The organism is Flavobacterium hibernum (genome assembly GCF_000832125.1).
Classification (GTDB): Bacteria; Bacteroidota; Bacteroidia; order Flavobacteriales; family Flavobacteriaceae; genus Flavobacterium; species Flavobacterium hibernum.
Map to the genome: position 1 here is coordinate 58,707 of NZ_JPRK01000027.1, position 16,863 is coordinate 75,569.

General features: G+C 32.2%; 18 protein-coding genes. 17 read left to right on the forward strand and 1 reads right to left on the reverse strand.

Annotated features, from left to right (window positions below):
* Positions 1-95 precede the first annotated feature (95 nt).
* From IW18_RS21915 to IW18_RS21945, 7 genes are all read left to right on the forward strand, one after another.
* Positions 96-803, forward strand: coding sequence for an HAD family hydrolase (locus IW18_RS21915; RefSeq protein ID WP_041520343.1), 708 nt, complete (start codon positions 96-98; stop codon positions 801-803).
* On the forward strand, positions 803-1,429 hold the full coding sequence (locus tag IW18_RS21920; RefSeq protein WP_041520344.1) for a chloramphenicol acetyltransferase: 627 nt from the start codon (positions 803-805) through the stop codon (positions 1,427-1,429). Before IW18_RS21915 ends, IW18_RS21920 begins: the two co-directional genes overlap by 1 nt.
* 104 nt (positions 1,430-1,533) lie before the next feature.
* The gene (locus IW18_RS21925) at positions 1,534-2,661 is read left to right on the forward strand and encodes an OmpA family protein (protein ID WP_041520345.1); all 1,128 of its coding nucleotides are present in this window, start codon (positions 1,534-1,536) and stop codon (positions 2,659-2,661) included.
* 153 nt (positions 2,662-2,814) lie between these two features.
* The gene (locus IW18_RS21930) at positions 2,815-4,296 is read left to right on the forward strand and encodes a hypothetical protein (RefSeq protein WP_041520346.1); all 1,482 of its coding nucleotides are present in this window, start codon (positions 2,815-2,817) and stop codon (positions 4,294-4,296) included.
* Between the two features lie 79 nt (positions 4,297-4,375).
* A complete protein-coding gene (locus IW18_RS21935) occupies positions 4,376-4,894 on the forward strand; it encodes a ferritin (RefSeq protein ID WP_041520347.1) in 519 nt (172 codons plus the stop codon).
* 81 nt (positions 4,895-4,975) lie between these two features.
* Positions 4,976-5,161, forward strand: coding sequence for a hypothetical protein (locus IW18_RS21940; protein WP_026984196.1), 186 nt, complete (start codon positions 4,976-4,978; stop codon positions 5,159-5,161).
* Between the two features lie 91 nt (positions 5,162-5,252).
* Positions 5,253-5,945 carry a DUF2461 domain-containing protein gene (locus IW18_RS21945; RefSeq protein ID WP_041520348.1) on the forward strand — a complete coding sequence of 231 codons (693 nt, stop codon included), beginning with the start codon at positions 5,253-5,255 and terminating at the stop codon, positions 5,943-5,945.
* Positions 5,946-6,001: 56 nt separating this feature from the next.
* Here the strand turns inward: IW18_RS21945 and IW18_RS21950 are convergent, their stop codons facing one another.
* Entirely contained in the window at positions 6,002-6,331 is a 330-nt protein-coding gene (locus IW18_RS21950) for a single-stranded DNA-binding protein (RefSeq protein WP_041520461.1), read from the reverse strand.
* A gap of 175 nt (positions 6,332-6,506) precedes the next feature.
* Between IW18_RS21950 and IW18_RS21955 the strand changes: the two genes are divergently transcribed.
* From IW18_RS21955 to IW18_RS22000, 10 genes are all read left to right on the forward strand, one after another.
* Positions 6,507-8,036 (forward strand): bifunctional GNAT family N-acetyltransferase/carbon-nitrogen hydrolase family protein, encoded by a 1,530-nt coding sequence (locus IW18_RS21955; RefSeq protein ID WP_041520349.1) that lies wholly within the window; start codon positions 6,507-6,509, stop codon positions 8,034-8,036.
* Between the two features lie 19 nt (positions 8,037-8,055).
* Positions 8,056-8,388, forward strand: coding sequence for a hypothetical protein (locus IW18_RS21960; RefSeq protein WP_041520350.1), 333 nt, complete (start codon positions 8,056-8,058; stop codon positions 8,386-8,388).
* A gap of 14 nt (positions 8,389-8,402) precedes the next feature.
* Complete coding sequence (locus IW18_RS21965) at positions 8,403-8,750, forward strand: hypothetical protein (RefSeq protein WP_041520351.1); 348 nt, start codon at positions 8,403-8,405, stop codon at positions 8,748-8,750.
* A gap of 12 nt (positions 8,751-8,762) precedes the next feature.
* The gene (locus IW18_RS21970) at positions 8,763-11,156 is read left to right on the forward strand and encodes a M28 family peptidase (protein ID WP_041520352.1); all 2,394 of its coding nucleotides are present in this window, start codon (positions 8,763-8,765) and stop codon (positions 11,154-11,156) included.
* 8 nt (positions 11,157-11,164) lie between these two features.
* A complete protein-coding gene (locus tag IW18_RS21975; protein WP_041520353.1) occupies positions 11,165-11,989 on the forward strand; it encodes an NAD-dependent epimerase/dehydratase family protein in 825 nt (274 codons plus the stop codon).
* A 157-nt stretch (positions 11,990-12,146) separates the two neighbouring features.
* On the forward strand, positions 12,147-12,623 hold the full coding sequence (locus IW18_RS21980; RefSeq protein WP_041520354.1) for a methylated-DNA--[protein]-cysteine S-methyltransferase: 477 nt from the start codon (positions 12,147-12,149) through the stop codon (positions 12,621-12,623).
* Positions 12,624-12,706: 83 nt separating this feature from the next.
* Entirely contained in the window at positions 12,707-13,420 is a 714-nt protein-coding gene (locus tag IW18_RS21985; protein ID WP_041520355.1) for a 3'-5' exonuclease, read from the forward strand.
* 76 nt (positions 13,421-13,496) lie between these two features.
* On the forward strand, positions 13,497-14,570 hold the full coding sequence (locus IW18_RS21990; RefSeq protein ID WP_041520356.1) for a winged helix DNA-binding domain-containing protein: 1,074 nt from the start codon (positions 13,497-13,499) through the stop codon (positions 14,568-14,570).
* A 111-nt stretch (positions 14,571-14,681) separates the two neighbouring features.
* Complete coding sequence (locus IW18_RS21995; RefSeq protein WP_041520357.1) at positions 14,682-16,121, forward strand: nucleoside recognition domain-containing protein; 1,440 nt, start codon at positions 14,682-14,684, stop codon at positions 16,119-16,121.
* A 48-nt stretch (positions 16,122-16,169) separates the two neighbouring features.
* Positions 16,170-16,784, forward strand: a complete 615-nt coding sequence (locus IW18_RS22000) for a hypothetical protein (RefSeq protein WP_041520358.1) — start codon at positions 16,170-16,172, stop codon at positions 16,782-16,784.
* The last annotated feature ends 79 nt before the right edge of the window (positions 16,785-16,863 follow it).

Sequence of the window (16,863 nt, forward strand, 5' to 3'; positions counted from 1 at the left end):
AGCAGATTATTTGTAAAAATCTTTGAAATGATTATAATCTGTGGCAAAAAATTAGTGACAAAAAAAACTAAAACAAACTTGAAACAAAAAACATTATGTTACATAAAAGCAAAATACCAAATTTAAAAGTAATCGCATTTGATGCCGATGATACTTTGTTTGTAAACGAACCATACTTTCAGGAAACTGAACATAAATTTTGCACTTTAATGGAAGATTATCTTTCGCATCAAGGCATTTCGCAAGAATTATTTAAAATCGAAATTGCAAATCTGCCTTTGTACGGATACGGAATTAAAGGATATATACTTTCGATGATAGAAGCTGCAATGAATATTTCGAACAATACAATTCCTATTGAAGTTATCGAAAAGATTATTCAATACGGAAAAGAATTACTAGAAAAACCAATCGAACTTCTTGACGGTGTCGAAGATACTTTGCAAGCGCTACACGGAAAATACAAATTGGTTGTTGCTACAAAAGGCGATTTAAAAGATCAGCACAGTAAATTGCATCGTTCCGGCTTGGGACATTATTTTCATCATATCGAGGTAATGTCAGACAAACAGGAAATCGATTACGAAAAACTTTTGGGACGTTTAGACATTAAAGCTCACGAGTTTTTAATGATCGGGAATTCATTAAAATCTGATGTTCTACCAGTTTTAGGAATTGGTGGCTATGCCGTACATATTCCGTTTCATACGACTTGGGAACACGAAAAAATCAATCACAAAATAGAACACGAACATTTTAGTTCGTTCGAAAAAATTACTGAAGTACTTCTGAACTTATCATAATGAAAACACTTTTAGATTTAGAAAACTGGAATAGAAAAGAACATTTTGCACATTTCTGTAAAATGGAAGAGCCTTTTTTTGGTGTCACGGTAGAAATTGATTGTACACAAGCTTACAAAACCGCAAAAGAACTAAAAACGTCTTTTTTTATTTACTATTTGCACAAAACATTAGTTGCAGTAAATGCGATCGAAAATTTTAAATACCGAATTGCTGACGGTAAAATTTATATAAACAATCAAATTGATGCCTCGGCTACAATTGGTCGTGAAGACGGCACTTTTGGATTTTCATTAATTGAATACAATCCAGATTTTAAAATATTCGAGCAAACGGCTTTGACCGAAATTGAACGCATTCAAAACACAACCGGTCTTTTTACAAGATCATTTGATAATGATAATCTAATTCATTTTTCTGCGATTCCGTGGCTAAATTTCACATCGCTTTCACATGCAAGAAGTTATACGTTTCCGGATAGTTGTCCAAAAATTTCATTTGGAAAAATGATCACTTCAGAAGCTGGTAAAAAAACCATTTCAATGTCTGTTCATGTTCATCACGGATTAATGGATGGGTTGCATGTGGGGCAATTTGTAGATTACTTTCAGGAAATAATGAAATAGTCCAATTAAAAACATACCCTATTATGTTATAATTATGACTTATTTTGGAGAACAATTCTTACAATTAATCGTTTGTTTGAGGAAAATTTAAAACTCAAATTACAATGAAAAAAATTGTTATGACTTTGGCGTTTGCTTTGTCTTTAACTTTTGCAAATGCGCAAACAGAAAAAAGTTCACCAAACTACAATAAATGGTCTGTAGAATTAGGTGGAGGTTTTACTAAACCTCAACGACCATTATCTGCTGGTTACTCTACGGATACTCCAAGCCCATGGGTTGGCGAAATTGGAGTTCGTTATATGTTAAACAACAAATTTGGTTTGAAACTTGATTACGGATACAACAGTTTCAAAAATGGAAAAGGTTCTATTGGTTTTGATTCAAAATACCAAAGATTAGATTTACAAGGAGTTGCAAACTTAGGCCGCATTATGAACTTTGAAACCTGGACAAATACTTTTGGCTTATTAGGACATGCAGGTTTTGGTGTTGGTACTTTAACAAGTAATAATTTTAAAGGGAAAGATTGGACTGGTAATTTTATTGCAGGTGTAACCGGACAAATAAAATTATCTGACAGAATTGCTTTAACTGGAGATTTCTCAAGCATCTTAAATGCCTCACAAGATCATACTTTTGATGGTGTTTATGTTGAAAACAGAGGTTTTTCAGGTCTTATTTTTAATGGTACAATAGGTTTACAAGTTTACTTAGGTAAAAATCAAAAACATGCTGACTGGGTTGTTATTTCGCAAGAAAATGATCTTTCTGCATTAGAAAACAAAATAGCAGAATTACAAAATAAAGTAAACAATACTCCTCCAACAAAAGAGGTAATTGTAGAAAAAGCAGTAATTAATCCTGCAGTAACTGATAAGGATATCGTTAGAGATATGATCAACGATAAATATTATAGCGTTTATTTTGATTTTAACAAATCTACTCCAATAGAAAACTCTACTGCTGCAATTGATGTTGTTTTAACTTATTTAAGAAAAAATCCATCAGCTGCTATTGATATCATTGGTTATGCTGATCAAGTTGGTAAATCAGAATACAACGAGAAATTATCAAATGCAAGAGCTAATAATATTAAAACTATTTTCGAAAAAGCAGGCATCGCATCTTCAAGATTAAATGTTGTTGCTGCTGGAGCTGATACCTCTATCCAAAAGGAGTCAGAAGAAGCTAGAAGATTAGCAAGAAGAGTAACTTTTAAAGTAAAATAAATTCTTTAAAATATTAAAAACTAAGAGCCTTAAAATTATTTAAGGCTCTTTTTTATTAAAACAAAATTAATGCTTCTACCCTTCTAAGTTACTATTCTACTTTACTACAGCTTATTTCATTAAATTTGGAATAATATTTGTGCATAATAATCCATGAAAAGACTTCTATTTTTTTTGCTTTTAACTTCTAAGTCAATACTGTTAAGCCAAACGGTATTAAACACTTACCCTTTAAATCTAATCAATCCGTTAGAAGACGGACAGGTTTTAAATTTTGAAGATACCAAAACGCATGAAATTTATATTTTTGCTGCAGATGATAAAAAGATCAATATTTTAAAATACAACAAGTCTTTATTTCTTACCAATCAATTTACTGATACAATAAAAAATCAGGAAAAAAGAATTCTATCCGGATATAGTCTCAGCGAAGATGGCAATCCGCTATTATATTGGAGCTCACCAAATTTTAGAAACATTAAAATTGTAAAATACTTTCTTGAAAGTAAAACTTCTAAAGCTTTAAATTTTAACCTTCCTGAAGACAACGAATATATTATAACTACGTTTCAAAAAAACAATAATTTCTACATTCTGGGAAAAGAAAGAAACAGTGCACATCTTCTTCTTTACCAATTTAACGATGGGAAATGCGAAATAAAAATGTTTGATTTTTCTCCTTTTAAGTTTCAAAACGAAAACGGACAAAATTTAACTTTTAATGCACTGCTTCGATATTTACCAATTCAAAAAATAGATTCAGATACCTTTAACCCTTTAGACAAAGCCACAAGTATCAATAAAATGTATGTATTAAACGATCATATTCTTTTAACTTTCGACTATAATTTAAAGAAAACACAAGTTTTTGATCTAAATATAGAAACCTCAAGTATTTCTGAGAAAAATTTTGAACAGCCTGTTTCTAAAAAATCATCCAGAACTTCGAATTCTTTTTATAGCGAAAACAAGTTATTTCAAGTTAAAGCAAACAAAGACGAGTTTTTGTTTGACATAAAAGATTATGATTCCGGAAAGGCAATTAAAAGTATTTCGATCGCGAAAACCGATACTATCAAATTTAAAAACTCACCTTTTTTCATTCAAGTAAACAACGAAAAACCACAGGAAATAAAAACCACCAGCAAATTCCTGAAACAATTATCTGGCTTAAGTGTTGGTGTTTCTGTTTTCAAAAATAAAAACATCAATTTGGTAACCTTTGGCGGATTTATGGAACAATTTTTTACTGATTTCGCTCCTATTCCGCATGATTACAACGCTATATTCAATTTTGAAAACTCAATAAACGGTCAATATTCTCAAAGCAGAATGGTTTCTTTTGATGCAATGTTAAATTCTAATTATGAATTTATAAGCAATCAACAACAGGAACCTTTGGCAATTGACAACATTTACTATTTTATTAGTATGAATAAAAATGTGTCGTTACAAAACATTCTGAAACTAAAAGATTACTACCTATTGAGTTATTATGATACTGTTTCTAAACAATATACTATACGCAAATTTACAGATGGATATATACGAGAAGACAATGGAAATCCGATCATGAACAAGTCTCAATTCTCAAAACCAGCCAAATTTGAAAAGCTTAAATTTATTGAGAATTAATCCAAATGTGATATGTTTTAGGGTTTTGTAAAAAATGTTCTGAAATATTTTTTCTAACTTTACAAAAAAGACACACATTATGTTATCAAAAAATATTGAAGCGGCTTTAAACAAGCAAATCCGTATAGAGGCAGAATCTTCGCAAACTTATCTTTCTATGGCTTGTTGGGCTGAAGTACACGGACTAGAAGGAATTGCACAATTCATGTACACACAGTCAGATGAAGAGCGTGCACACATGCTAAAATTAGTAAAGTATGTAAACGAACGCGGAGGTCACGCTCAGATTACCGATCTAAAATCGCCTAAAACATCGTATTCTACTTTTAAAGAAATGTTTGAAGCGCTTTATAACCATGAAATTTTTGTTTCAGAATCTATTAATGAATTGGTACACATTACTTTTTCAGAAAAAGATTATGCAACACATAATTTCTTACAATGGTATGTATCAGAACAAATTGAAGAAGAAGCTACGGCAAAATCTATTTTAGATAAAATTAACTTAATTGGAGACGATAAAGGTGGACTTTACTTGTTTGATCGTGATATTCAGCAACTAACAGTTACAAGTTCGATCGCGATTAACCCAAAATAAAAAAAGTTAAAGTTTATTTAGAATATATAAAAATAACATTTTTCAATTATATTTGTCTCTGTTTTATAATACAGAGGAAAATTGAGCAAGAAAGAAAAAGACAAAGACAAGAAAAAGGATAAAAAAAAGAAAAAGAATAAAGCTATCCTTGAGAACATTAAGAAGTTGGAAAACTGTAAATCTTCTTGCTGTGAGAAATATAAAAAAAGTGAAAAGAAACGTTGCTCACGTTGTCCTATGTTCGATTTATTCAAAAAAACTGCTTAACTAATATATACAAAACCCACCAAGAAATTTGGTGGGTTTTTTGTTTAAATTGCAGTCAGATTTTGATTTTTAAAAGCCTCAAAAATTAATTATGGAAAATAGCACTATCGTACCCAAATCGAGTCTTGATTTTTTGACTCAGCTTAAAGAAAACAACAATAAACCTTGGTTCGAAACCAATAAACCAAAATACTTAATAGAACTTAATCATATTGAAAATTTTGCCGGTGCTTTGCTTCATGAACTTTCTAAAACAGACGTTTTGGAAACAGCTTCGGGCAAAAAAAGTGTTTATCGAATTTATCGCGACATTCGATTTTCTAAAGATAAAACTCCATTTAAAACTTTTTGGGGAGGCAGCTATACTCGAGCAACGAAAGAAAGACGTGGCGGCTATTACTTCCATATCGAAGCAGGAAACAGTTTTTTTGCCGGCGGTTTTTGGGGTCCAAATGCAGCAGACTTAAAACGCATAAGAACCGAATTTGCTCATGATACTGAACCTATGCAAAAAATATTAAGTTCAAAATCCTTTGTCTCTAATTTTGGAACTCTACAAGGTGAGCAACTTAAAACAGCACCAAAAGGTTTCGATGTAAATCATGAAGCTATCGATTTGCTTCGTTACAAACAATTTCTGGTTATAAAACGTTTTACAGATGACGAAGTATTGAGTCCGAATTTTTTAGAACAGGCCTTAGAAACATTCAAAAACATGAGACCTTTTTTTGACTATATGAGTGAAGTACTTACAACAGATATTAATGGTGCTTCTGTTTTATAATTTTTCACACAAAAGCTAAACCCGACAGGTTTTAAAAAACTGTCGGGTTTGGATATCTACTTCAACAACAAAATTTCATTGACTACAACTTCGGTTATATATCTTCTCTCACCATTTTTATCGTCATAACTTCTGTGAGTCAATTTTCCGTCAATGGCAATTTCTTTTCCTTTTACGACAAATTTTTCTATAATTTCAGCCGTTTTCCCCCAGGCTGTAAGCCGATGCCATTCTGTTTGCTCCACTTTCTCGCCTTTGTCATTCTTGTAAAAATCGTTTGTTGCGATCGATAAATGTGCAAGTTTTGTTCCGCTTTCTAAAATTTTAATTTCAGGATCTTGTCCTACGTTTCCAATAAGTTGTACTCTGTTTTTCATTGCATTCATGGCGTATACTATTTTAATGTTCATATAAAAGAATTCATTATTCGAATTCAACGAGGCAAAGATCTCACGAACATCAATAAATAATCGGTTATCAACTATTTACTATCGGTTGTAATTATTTGTAAGCGTTTGTAAATGGATTTTAAATTTGTATATTTGAGATAAATCTTACTATATGCAAACGAAAATCAATAAAGTTGAATTACGAAATTTGGAATTTGACGACTACAAGCAGTTAAAAGATTCAATGGTTGAATCCTATCCCGAAATGGCAAATTCATATTGGAAACCAGAAGATATTAAAAGATTACTTTCTATTTTTCCCGAAGGTCAATTGGTAATTCTAGCCGATGGAAAAGTTGTAGGATCTGCCTTATCGTTGATTGTCGATGAAAAATTAGTAGACAAACGACATAATTACAAACAGATTGTTGGCGATTACACTTTTTCTACCCACAATAAAGACGCTGAAATTTTATACGGAATTGATGTCTTTATTCATCCCAATTATCGTGGTTTACGTTTAGGTCGTCGTTTATATGATGCCCGAAAAGAACTTTGCGAACAATTGAATTTAAAAGCAATTGTTTTTGCTGGCAGAATTCCAAATTATGGTCAGTATGCCAAAAAAATGACTCCCAAAAATTACATAGAAAAAGTAAAACATAAAGAATTACACGATCCTGTACTCTCTTTTCAGCTAAGCAATGATTTTCACGTGCTAAGGATTATCAAAAATTACTTAGAGGGCGACGAAGAATCTAAAGAATTTGCTGTTCTGCTAGAATGGAATAACGTTTACTACGACGAAAGTCCTAAACTTATTAATCTCGAAAAAAGTGTTATTCGATTAGGTCTTGTACAATGGCAAATGCGTGCTTTGAGTAATTTGGAAGAGTTTTTTGAGCAAGCCGAATTTTTTATTGATGTTGTTTCCGGTTACGGATGCGATTTTGCATTATTTCCTGAACTTTTCATCGCTCCGCTTATGGCAGATTACAATCATCTTTCTGAAGCCGAAGCAATACGTGAACTTGCCCGTTATTCTGACCCAATTAGAAAGCGTTTTCAGGAGTTTGCCATTTCATACAACATCAATATTATTACTGGAAGTATGCCATATTTAGATAATGGCAATTTGTATAATGTTGGTTTTTTATGCAAAAGAGATGGAACCTCAGAAATGTATACTAAAATACATGTTACACCAAACGAAGTACAACATTGGGGAATGAAAGGTGGATCTCAATTTAAAACTTTTGATACTGATTGTGGTAAAATTGGAATTTTGATTTGTTATGATGTGGAATTCCCCGAGCTTTCCAGAATTTTAGCAAATGAAGGAATGAATATTTTATTTGTGCCGTTTTTAACCGATACGCAAAACGCTTATACACGAGTAAAACATTGTTCGCAAGCACGTGCAATCGAGAACGAATGTTATGTTGCCATTGCAGGTTGTGTTGGAAATTTACCAAAAGTAAATAATATGGATATTCAGTACGCGCAGGCATCAGTATTTACGCCATCAGATTTTGCTTTTCCGAGTAATGGTATAAAAGCCGAAGCGACACCAAACACAGAAATGACTTTGATTGTTGATGTTGATTTGAATTTATTAAAACAACTTCACGAACATGGAAGTGTTAGAATTTTAAAAGACAGACGACATGATTTATATGAAATTAAAAAAACGGATCAATAAAATCATTTGAAAATCAATAATGACAATAATTAGAAAAAATCCCTTATTTGAAATCTATGTCGAAAACGACTATCTAATAGTTCATAATACCGATTATAAAAAAGATAATGGAAAATTTGAAATTGAAAGTATTGCACATGTAGAATTAATACGCCATTTGTCTTTTTTAAACAAAATTATTGAGGTTACTTTTGGTTTAAATGTTCCTTCAAAGTCCGATGAACTAAGAATTAATACAGAAAATGGTTTTAAGGATATTGTTTTAACCAATTGTAATATTAAAGAAGTTGAGATTCTAATTTACGAAATCAATCAACTCCTTTTAAAAAGCAAAAAACCTGATTTACTATAAATTAAACCTGTTTTATGAAAACATGCCTCGAATGCTCAGAGAAAATTGTTGGACGAGAAGACAAAAAATTTTGTTCGGATAGTTGTCGAAATGCCTACAATAACAAAATAAATAAAGATAGTACCAATTTCATGCGCAATGTAAACAACAAATTACGAAAAAATTACCGAATTTTGACCGAACTAAATTCCGATGGAAAATCAAAAGCAACACGGGATAAAATGATCAACAAAGGTTTCGATTTCGATTTCTTTACCAATGTTTTACAAACCAAAACAGGAAATACCTATTATTTCTTGTACGATCAAGGATATCGATCTTTGGACAACGATTATTTTATGCTTGTTAAAAAAGAAATTTAGTATTTAATTGCCATGAAAAAAAACCAGACCTCGATTCTAGCCGTTGTATGCATATTAGCCATTTTGGGTATTGTCTATGCCACTATGATGCCACAAATAATTTCAAAAAATGATGAAGCTCTTGCTGATTTCTCTACAGAAAGAGCCTTAAATCAAGTAGAAATTATTGCTCAAAAACCTCATTATGTTGGTTCAATGAATCACGAGTTAGTGGCTAATTATCTAAAACTTGAGCTTAACCGAATTGGACTTGAGGCTTCTGTTCAAGAAGGTTTCACGCTTAATGACAAAGGTCTTTTGGTAAAATCTAAAAATATTTTAGCCCGTATAAAAGGTACCAATAATACAAAAGCACTTTTACTGCTTTCACATTACGACAGTGCACCACATTCTTTTTCTAAAGGTGCTAGTGATGATGCTTCTGGAGTAGCGACGATTCTTGAAGGAATCCGCGCTTTTTTATATGCCAAGCAACCTCATAAAAACGATATTATTATTCTTTTCTCTGATGCCGAAGAATTAGGACTAAATGGTGCTGCACTTTTTGTAAATCAACATCCATGGGCGAAAGACGTAGGTTTGGTTTTAAATTTTGAAGCAAGAGGCTCATCAGGACCAAGTTATATGTTGATGGAAACCAACAAAGGAAACGAAGCGCTGGTAAAAGAATTCGCAAATGCCAAAGCAACATATCCAGTTTCAAATTCATTAATGTACAGCATTTACAAAATGCTTCCAAACGATACAGATCTAACTGTTTTTAGACAACAAGGAAACATTCAGGGATATAACTTTGCTTTTATAGACGGACATTACAATTATCATACTCAACAAGATGATGTTCAGCATTTAAATAAAACTACGCTTGCACATCAGGGAACTTATTTGATGCCGTTATTAAAATATTTATCCAATACAAATTTGAATGCCACAAATTCAACTGAAGATAATGTTTATTTTACTGCTCCTTTCACATTCATTAATTACCCTTTTTCATGGGTAATACCAATGACAATAATTGCTTTAGGCCTTTTAATTCTTTTTATTTTTATAGGCAAAGCCAAACGTGTTATTACTTTTAGAGAGATCTTTAAAGGATTTGTTCCATTATTAGGATCTATTGTAATTTCAGGTTTAGTAACCTTTTTAGGATGGAAAATTCTTTTACAAGCTTATCCTCAATATTCTGATCTATTAAACGGATTTACCTATAATGGTCATGCTTACATTGGCGCTTTTGTAACTTTAAGTATCGCGATTTGTTTTGCTTTCTATCATCATTTCTCAGAAGCAAAAACAACAATGAACCATTTTGTAGCGCCATTGTTACTTTGGATAATAATTAATGCATTTTTAGCAAATAGTCTAACCGGGGCAGGTTTCTTGATAATTCCTGTTTATTTTGGAATATTATTGTTTGGAATATTTGTTCTTACTCAACATTATAGCTTAGGTGTAAACTTACTATTTACTATTCCGGCACTTGTAATTGTTGCCCCTTTTATAGTTATGTTCCCTATTGGTCTTGGTTTAAAAATTCTTTTTGGAAGCGCGATTCTTACCGTTTTACTTTTTGGGTTGTTATTGCCAATATTTGGTTCATTTATTAAAAAAGGCGTTTGGACAATGGTCTTTTTTGCTGTTTCAATTGGCTTTTTTGTATACGCTGGTTATCACTCAGGATACGAACATGGAAAAGCAAAATCAAACAGTTTATTATACGTTTACAATGCCAACACAAACTCAGCTGTCTGGACGACTTATGACGTAAATTTAGACGATTGGACTAAATCATACCTAGGAGAAAAAAATCAAAAAGCGGTAGGTTTAAATGCCTTGCCAATGTCAAGCAAATACAACTCTGGTTTTACATACAGCGCAATTGCGCCTGTTGTAGAGATTCCTAAACCAACTATAGCTTTTGTAAAAGACAGTGTTGTAGGTAACAATAGATATTTAAAAATAAAAATCACACCAAATAGAAAGGTAAATCGTTACGACATATATGCCAATCCAAAAATGACTTTCTTTAATTTCAAAGCCAATGGAGTTTCGACTTCCGGACAAAAAGGAAACCGCTTAGAACGAGAAGGTATGGAAATTTTACGCTATTACGTTGTTGGAAACGAACCGCTAGTAATGGAATTTTACATCCATAAATCATCTGTTTTTGACATGGATTTATTAGAAAGTTCTTTCGATTTAATGACAAATCCGTTACTAAAAGTAAAACCTAGAAGCGATTGGATGATGCCAACGCCATTTGTTTTAAATGATGCCGTAGTAATTCAGCAAAAAATAAAAAGATATACAGCACCAGTAACTACTATTGCACCTACAACTGTTGTAAAAGATAGCATTGCCATTGTAAAAGACAGCCTGAAACCAGTTATTAAAACGCCGTAAAAATAAGAATGAAACAAATTAGTATTTTAGGATGTGGTTGGCTAGGTTATCCTTTGGCAAAAAATTTAATTAAAAATGGACATTTAATAAACGGATCAACAACTTCTGAAAGTAAGATTTCGATTTTAGAAAATGCCGGAATTAATCCATTTTTAGTTGCTCTTGAAAGCGAAAGTGTTTCAGAAAGTATAGATGATTTTCTAGATAAAAGCGAAATTTTAATTATCGACATTCCGCCGAAATTGCGAGGAATTAATTCTGATTCAAGCAATTCATTCAGAAAGATTTTTGTAGAGAAAATCGAAACTTTAATTCCATCAATTGAGAAATCAACCGTAAAAAAAGTACTCTTTGTGAGTTCAACTGCGGTTTATGGAAATGAAAATAATATCATTATCGAAGAAACAATTCCAAATCCTGAAACCGAAAGCGGCAAACAATTACTTTTGGCAGAAGCTATTTTACAGAAAAATCAAAACTTCGAAACCACAATTTTGCGCTTTGGCGGATTAATTGGCGAAGATCGTCATCCCGTAAAGTTTCTCGCTGGAAAAGAAAACTTAGAAAACCCTGATTCACTAGTAAATTTAATTCATCAAATTGACTGCATTAGAATAATCGAAGAAATCATCGATCAATCAAAATGGAACGAAGTTTTTAATGCCGTCGCGCCTTTTCATCCAACTCGCGAAGAATATTATACACAAAAAGCAACTGAAATGAATTTTCCGTTACCCAAATTCAGTGCTCAAAAATCAAATATAAAGAAAACAATTTCAAGCGAAAAAATTGAAACCACTTTAAACTATCAATTTAAACTGGAAAATTATTAAGTTATAATGTCAGGTTGAGCGAAGTCTAAAGCCTTTCCATTTTCAAAAACCTTCGACTCTGCTCAGGTTGAAAATTGCTAAACGGAATACAAAAAACTTAAATTACTTATATCACTGATTTGGTTTAAAAAACCTCAATAGCTTTAAAATCAAAACTATGGAAACAGTATACATCAATTCACCATTAGGAATCACCAAGATTATTGGCGATCAAGATGGTATTTCGGTAATTTCTGTTTCAGATGTTGGTACAAATGAAGTTTCGATGATAATTCCAGCAGTTTTAAAAGAAGCAGTTCTTCAACTACAAGAATATTTTGAAGGAAAAAGAACAGATTTTGACTTAAAACTTAACCCAAAAGGAACCGAATTTCAGCAAAAAGTATGGAAATCTTTATTAGACATTCCGTACGGAAAAACGGTAAGTTATATGGATCAAACCAAAAAACTAGGCGATGTAAAAGCAATTCGTGCCGTTGCATCTGCAAATGGTAAAAATCCGTTATGGATTGTAGTTCCCTGTCATCGCGTTATTGGTAAAAATGGCTCATTAACGGGTTATGCCGGTGGCTTATCTCGCAAAAAATGGTTACTCGAACACGAAAACCCATCTACTCAACAAAGTTTGTTTTAAAAAATAAGTTAATTCTTATACAATTGTCGATTTTTTGTACTTTTATAAATCTAAGAAGTCCAATAATCTAAGACGTCTAAAAAATGATTGAAAAAATAAATCTCAACAACATTTTGTTTCTTGATATAGAAACTGTCCCAGAAGAAGAAAACTTTAATTCGCTTGATGCTGAAATGCAATCGCTTTGGGATCATAAAACCCAATATCAGCGAAAAGATGATTTTACTCCAGAAGAATTTTACGACCGCGCCGGAATTTGGGCTGAGTTTGGAAAAATTGTATGCATTTCGGTTGGGTATTTTACGATCAAAGGTGATATTCGAAATTTTCGCGTAACATCGTTTTTTGGCGATGAAAAGAAGATTCTGCGAGACTTTAATAATTTAATAAACAATCACTTTAATCAGCCGCAACATCTTTTGTGCGGACATAACGCAAAAGAATTTGATATTCCGTTTATGGCTCGAAGAATGATTATCAACCAAATCGCAATTCCGGACAAGCTAAATTTATTTGGTAAAAAACCTTGGGAAGTTGCACATTTAGACACGCTCGAATTGTGGAAATTTGGCGATTACAAACACTTTACCTCTTTAAAACTGCTTACCAAAATTCTCGGGATTCCATCTCCAAAAGGTGATATTGACGGCAGTCAGGTTGGACACGTTTTTTATGTAGAGAAAGACATTGATAGAATTGTAACGTATTGCGAAAAAGATACGATTGCCGTTGCTCAGGTTTTCTTGCGTTTACGCCGAGAAGATTTATTAATTGACGACGAAATTATTCATGTTTAGGAGGAACGGACAAAGGTGCGAAGTTTCACAGGTACAAAGAATTAAATGAACTTATATGGTTTAAATATTTTAAAGAATGACACATCAGGAAATATCACATCATCGTCTTGTTTCTCAAAAACTATATAAAACAAGCCAAAATTCTCCACAAGAAATTGTAAAGCATCTTGGCGCCATGCAGGCTCAGGATTATGCAATGGCAAAATGGGCGATTGGTTCTCGTTGCGATTCTTCTGCAAAGGAAATCGAAGCAGCAATAAATTCGGCACAAATTATTAGAACACATATTCTACGACCAACCTGGCATTTTGTTTCGTCAGACGATATTTATTGGATGTTGGATGTTTCGGCACCGCAAGTGAAACGATTTACTGCTTCGGCGGCAAAAAAATATGGTTACGACGACAAAAAACTCAATGAAACAAACTCGAAAATTGAAAAACTATTAGTAGGAAGTAATCATTTGACTCGTGATGAAATCATGCAGGAGCTTGACATCAAAAAAACTTCCAATGCTGATTTTTTGAGTGCGGCAATTATGATGAATGCAGAATTAGATGGTTTGGTTTGTAACGGAATAATGAAGGGTAAACAAATAACTTATTCTTTACTTGAAGAAAGAGTCCTTAAGCCGAAAGCCAAATTAACGAAAGAAGAAGCTCTTGCTAAACTAGCCCAAAGATACTTTGAAAGTCACGGCCCAGCGACGCTTCTTGACTTTTCGTGGTGGTCTGGTTTTTCGCCAACAATTTGCAAACAAGCTATTAATGCAATTAAGTTGCGATTGAATTCTCTCGAAATTGACAATCAAACTTTTTGGTTTGGAAATGAATTAGTTTATGAAAATAACTTCCGAGAAAGCGTACATTTTCTTCCTGCTTTTGATGAAATTTTAATTTCATACAAAACCAGAGAAGCATCAATTTTAGAAGAGCATCAATCGAAAGCTTTTACTAATAACGGAATTTTCAAACCCATTATTCTCGAAAACAGTAAAGTTATTGGAACCTGGAAAAGAACAATCAAAAAAGATCACGCCAAAATAGAAACTCAGTTTTTTCATGAAACCGAAAATCATAAAAAAGCGATTCTGTTTGAGGGTATTAAAGGTTTCGAAAATTATTTGGAAACCAAAATTATTATCGAATAAAGTAAATTTTCACTAAAACAGTATCATTTCTAATAAATTCTTCTCGTTTCGCCTCTAAAATCTTTATGCATTTTATGGTTAAATAATTACATTTACAAAAAAAACAGTGTTATGGTATTAAGTAGATTTTGGTTAACTATTTTTATTTCGTCGATTATCTTTATAATGATCAGTTTATTTACTGCCAATACTTATACTATTGATTATGTTTTGAATGGAAAAAAGGATGATCCAATTCTTGTTTCGGAGAAATATGCAGAGCAACTTCCTGCTTTCATTAAAGATAGTATCAAGAAAGCTCCTGATCAAACTATGATTATAAATCGCGATACGCTTAATCCTGATACAACGTATGTTTATAAAAATAAAACCGTAAAAATTTACAGCGGCGTTCAAAAATCAGATGGTTTATTGCCAACTTGTAAAACTACTTTACTCGACTTAATTTTACCTCTTATCGCATATTTGGCATTTTTCTGTGGATTAATGGAACTTTTAATTATCTCTGGAGTATCAGGAAAACTGGCAAAAGTCTTAAGTCCGGTTTTTGTAAAAGTGTTTCCTAGTATTCCAAAAAACCATCCTTCGATCTCTTATATGACCTTAAACTTTGCTGCCAATTTTTTAGGCTTAGATTCTGCCGCGACACCGTTTGGTCTTAAAGCCATGGAAAGTTTACAAGAAATAAACCCCGAAAAAGACAAAGCAAGTGATGCACAAATTATGTTTATGTGTCTGCATGCTTCTGGTTTAACTTTAATTGCAACATCTATTATTGGTTATCGTGCTGCCGCAAACGCAAGCAATCCTGCCGATGTTATGTTGCCATGTATCATCACTTCGTTTATTGGTACAATTGCAGCTTTCTTAATTGTTGGTATCAAACAAAAGATCAATTTCAAAAGTGCTTCTTTAGTTATTGCCTTAATGGTATTAATTGCCGCTATTGTAGGTTTATTGATGTATGTGAACCATTTAGATTTGATCGGTAAAAACTATTTCACCTCTAATCTTTCGGGATTAATTTTAATTGGAATTATTGTTTCAACACTTGTTTTTTCATTTATACACGAAAAGAAATTTACAGATGCTGACACTACTGTTTTTGATGCTTTTGTAGTTGGCGCAAATAATGGAGTTAAAACGGGAGTTACTATTTTTCCATATGTTTTAGGAATGTTAGTTGCTATTTCATTATTTAGAAACAGTGGTTTATTTGAAATTATTAGTGATGGTATTGCCTTTGTTTTTTCGAATATGGGAGTAAACAAACAAATTACCGATGCACTTCCGGTTGCTATGCTTAGACCTTTTAGTTCTGCTGGATCAAGAGGATTTTTGATTGATTCTATGAATACCTTTGGCGCAGATTCTTTGACAGGAAGATTGAGCAGTATTTTTCAATGTAGTGCCGAAAGTACTTTTTATGTTATTGCAGTTTACTTTGGTTCTGTTAATATAAAAAATACTCGCTACGCTTTAGGAACAATGCTTTTGGTAGATGTAATTTGTGTAATTACTGCCATTTTTGTGGCAACTTGGTTTTTTTAATAAAATTGTACCCAATATCTTAATTGAAAAATAATAAAGCGCTTTTTTATGGCAAATGAAATTTTCTCTATTAATGGACACAAAATGTCTACTTTATATTTTGATGATGAATCTTTCAAATTTTCAAGTTCTAATTTGAATTCAGCCGAAGATTTTGAAAATTCTTGGGATAAAACATTCACTTTAGCTACAAAGAGCGAAATACGTTATGGTTTGATCGAGGGAATAAAAAAAGAAGAGAACGACGACAATGTTACCATTTCGTACAAAGCTTCTTTTGGAACTACAAACCATTGTAAATTTTCATTTACTAATCCAAATGATTATCAACGATTTTTTAATACTCTGGAAAATGAACTTGGTTTAGAAAAAGAGCATGAAACATTGGAACCTTTCAAAGCAATATCCAATCACCTTTTGAAGTTAGTTATAACCATTGCTATAACTACCTTTTCTTACTATGAAGCCTTAGCAATTGCCAATGGAACTGCAACAAAATCTACCACTAATAAAGCTAAGCTATTTGATCGCATTGTTGGTACCCTTGGAGACAAAGGAATTTTACTTATTGGCGGTGCAATAGTTTGTTTTTTATTATTTCAAATGTGGAAAAGATTTACGAATCCTCCCAATCAAATAATATTTACGATAAAAGAAATGTAAAACATTTTTCTTCTACGCTAAATTTCTAAATCTGCATTTGTTAACCAAAAACACCCCTAATTCAAATTCTTTCTTAGGT

Bases quoted from the DNA above. Each gene is read 5' to 3' on its own strand.
- IW18_RS21945 (WP_041520348.1), top strand. From the start codon at position 5,253: ATGGAAAATAGCACTATCGTACCCAAATCGAGTCTTGATTTTTTGACT.
- IW18_RS21985 (WP_041520355.1), top strand. From the start codon at position 12,707: ATGATTGAAAAAATAAATCTCAACAACATTTTGTTTCTTGATATAGAA.
- IW18_RS21975 (WP_041520353.1), top strand. From the start codon at position 11,165: ATGAAACAAATTAGTATTTTAGGATGTGGTTGGCTAGGTTATCCTTTG.
- IW18_RS21970 (WP_041520352.1), top strand. From the start codon at position 8,763: ATGAAAAAAAACCAGACCTCGATTCTAGCCGTTGTATGCATATTAGCC.
- IW18_RS21920 (WP_041520344.1), top strand. From the start codon at position 803: ATGAAAACACTTTTAGATTTAGAAAACTGGAATAGAAAAGAACATTTT.
- IW18_RS21950 (WP_041520461.1), bottom strand. From the start codon at position 6,331: ATGAATGCAATGAAAAACAGAGTACAACTTATTGGAAACGTAGGACAA.
- IW18_RS21935 (WP_041520347.1), top strand. From the start codon at position 4,376: ATGTTATCAAAAAATATTGAAGCGGCTTTAAACAAGCAAATCCGTATA.
- IW18_RS21965 (WP_041520351.1), top strand. From the start codon at position 8,403: ATGAAAACATGCCTCGAATGCTCAGAGAAAATTGTTGGACGAGAAGAC.
- IW18_RS21930 (WP_041520346.1), top strand. From the start codon at position 2,815: ATGAAAAGACTTCTATTTTTTTTGCTTTTAACTTCTAAGTCAATACTG.
- IW18_RS21915 (WP_041520343.1), top strand. From the start codon at position 96: ATGTTACATAAAAGCAAAATACCAAATTTAAAAGTAATCGCATTTGAT.
- IW18_RS21960 (WP_041520350.1), top strand. From the start codon at position 8,056: ATGACAATAATTAGAAAAAATCCCTTATTTGAAATCTATGTCGAAAAC.
- IW18_RS21995 (WP_041520357.1), top strand. From the start codon at position 14,682: ATGGTATTAAGTAGATTTTGGTTAACTATTTTTATTTCGTCGATTATC.
- IW18_RS21955 (WP_041520349.1), top strand. From the start codon at position 6,507: ATGCAAACGAAAATCAATAAAGTTGAATTACGAAATTTGGAATTTGAC.
- IW18_RS21980 (WP_041520354.1), top strand. From the start codon at position 12,147: ATGGAAACAGTATACATCAATTCACCATTAGGAATCACCAAGATTATT.
- IW18_RS22000 (WP_041520358.1), top strand. From the start codon at position 16,170: ATGGCAAATGAAATTTTCTCTATTAATGGACACAAAATGTCTACTTTA.
- IW18_RS21925 (WP_041520345.1), top strand. From the start codon at position 1,534: ATGAAAAAAATTGTTATGACTTTGGCGTTTGCTTTGTCTTTAACTTTT.
- IW18_RS21990 (WP_041520356.1), top strand. From the start codon at position 13,497: ATGACACATCAGGAAATATCACATCATCGTCTTGTTTCTCAAAAACTA.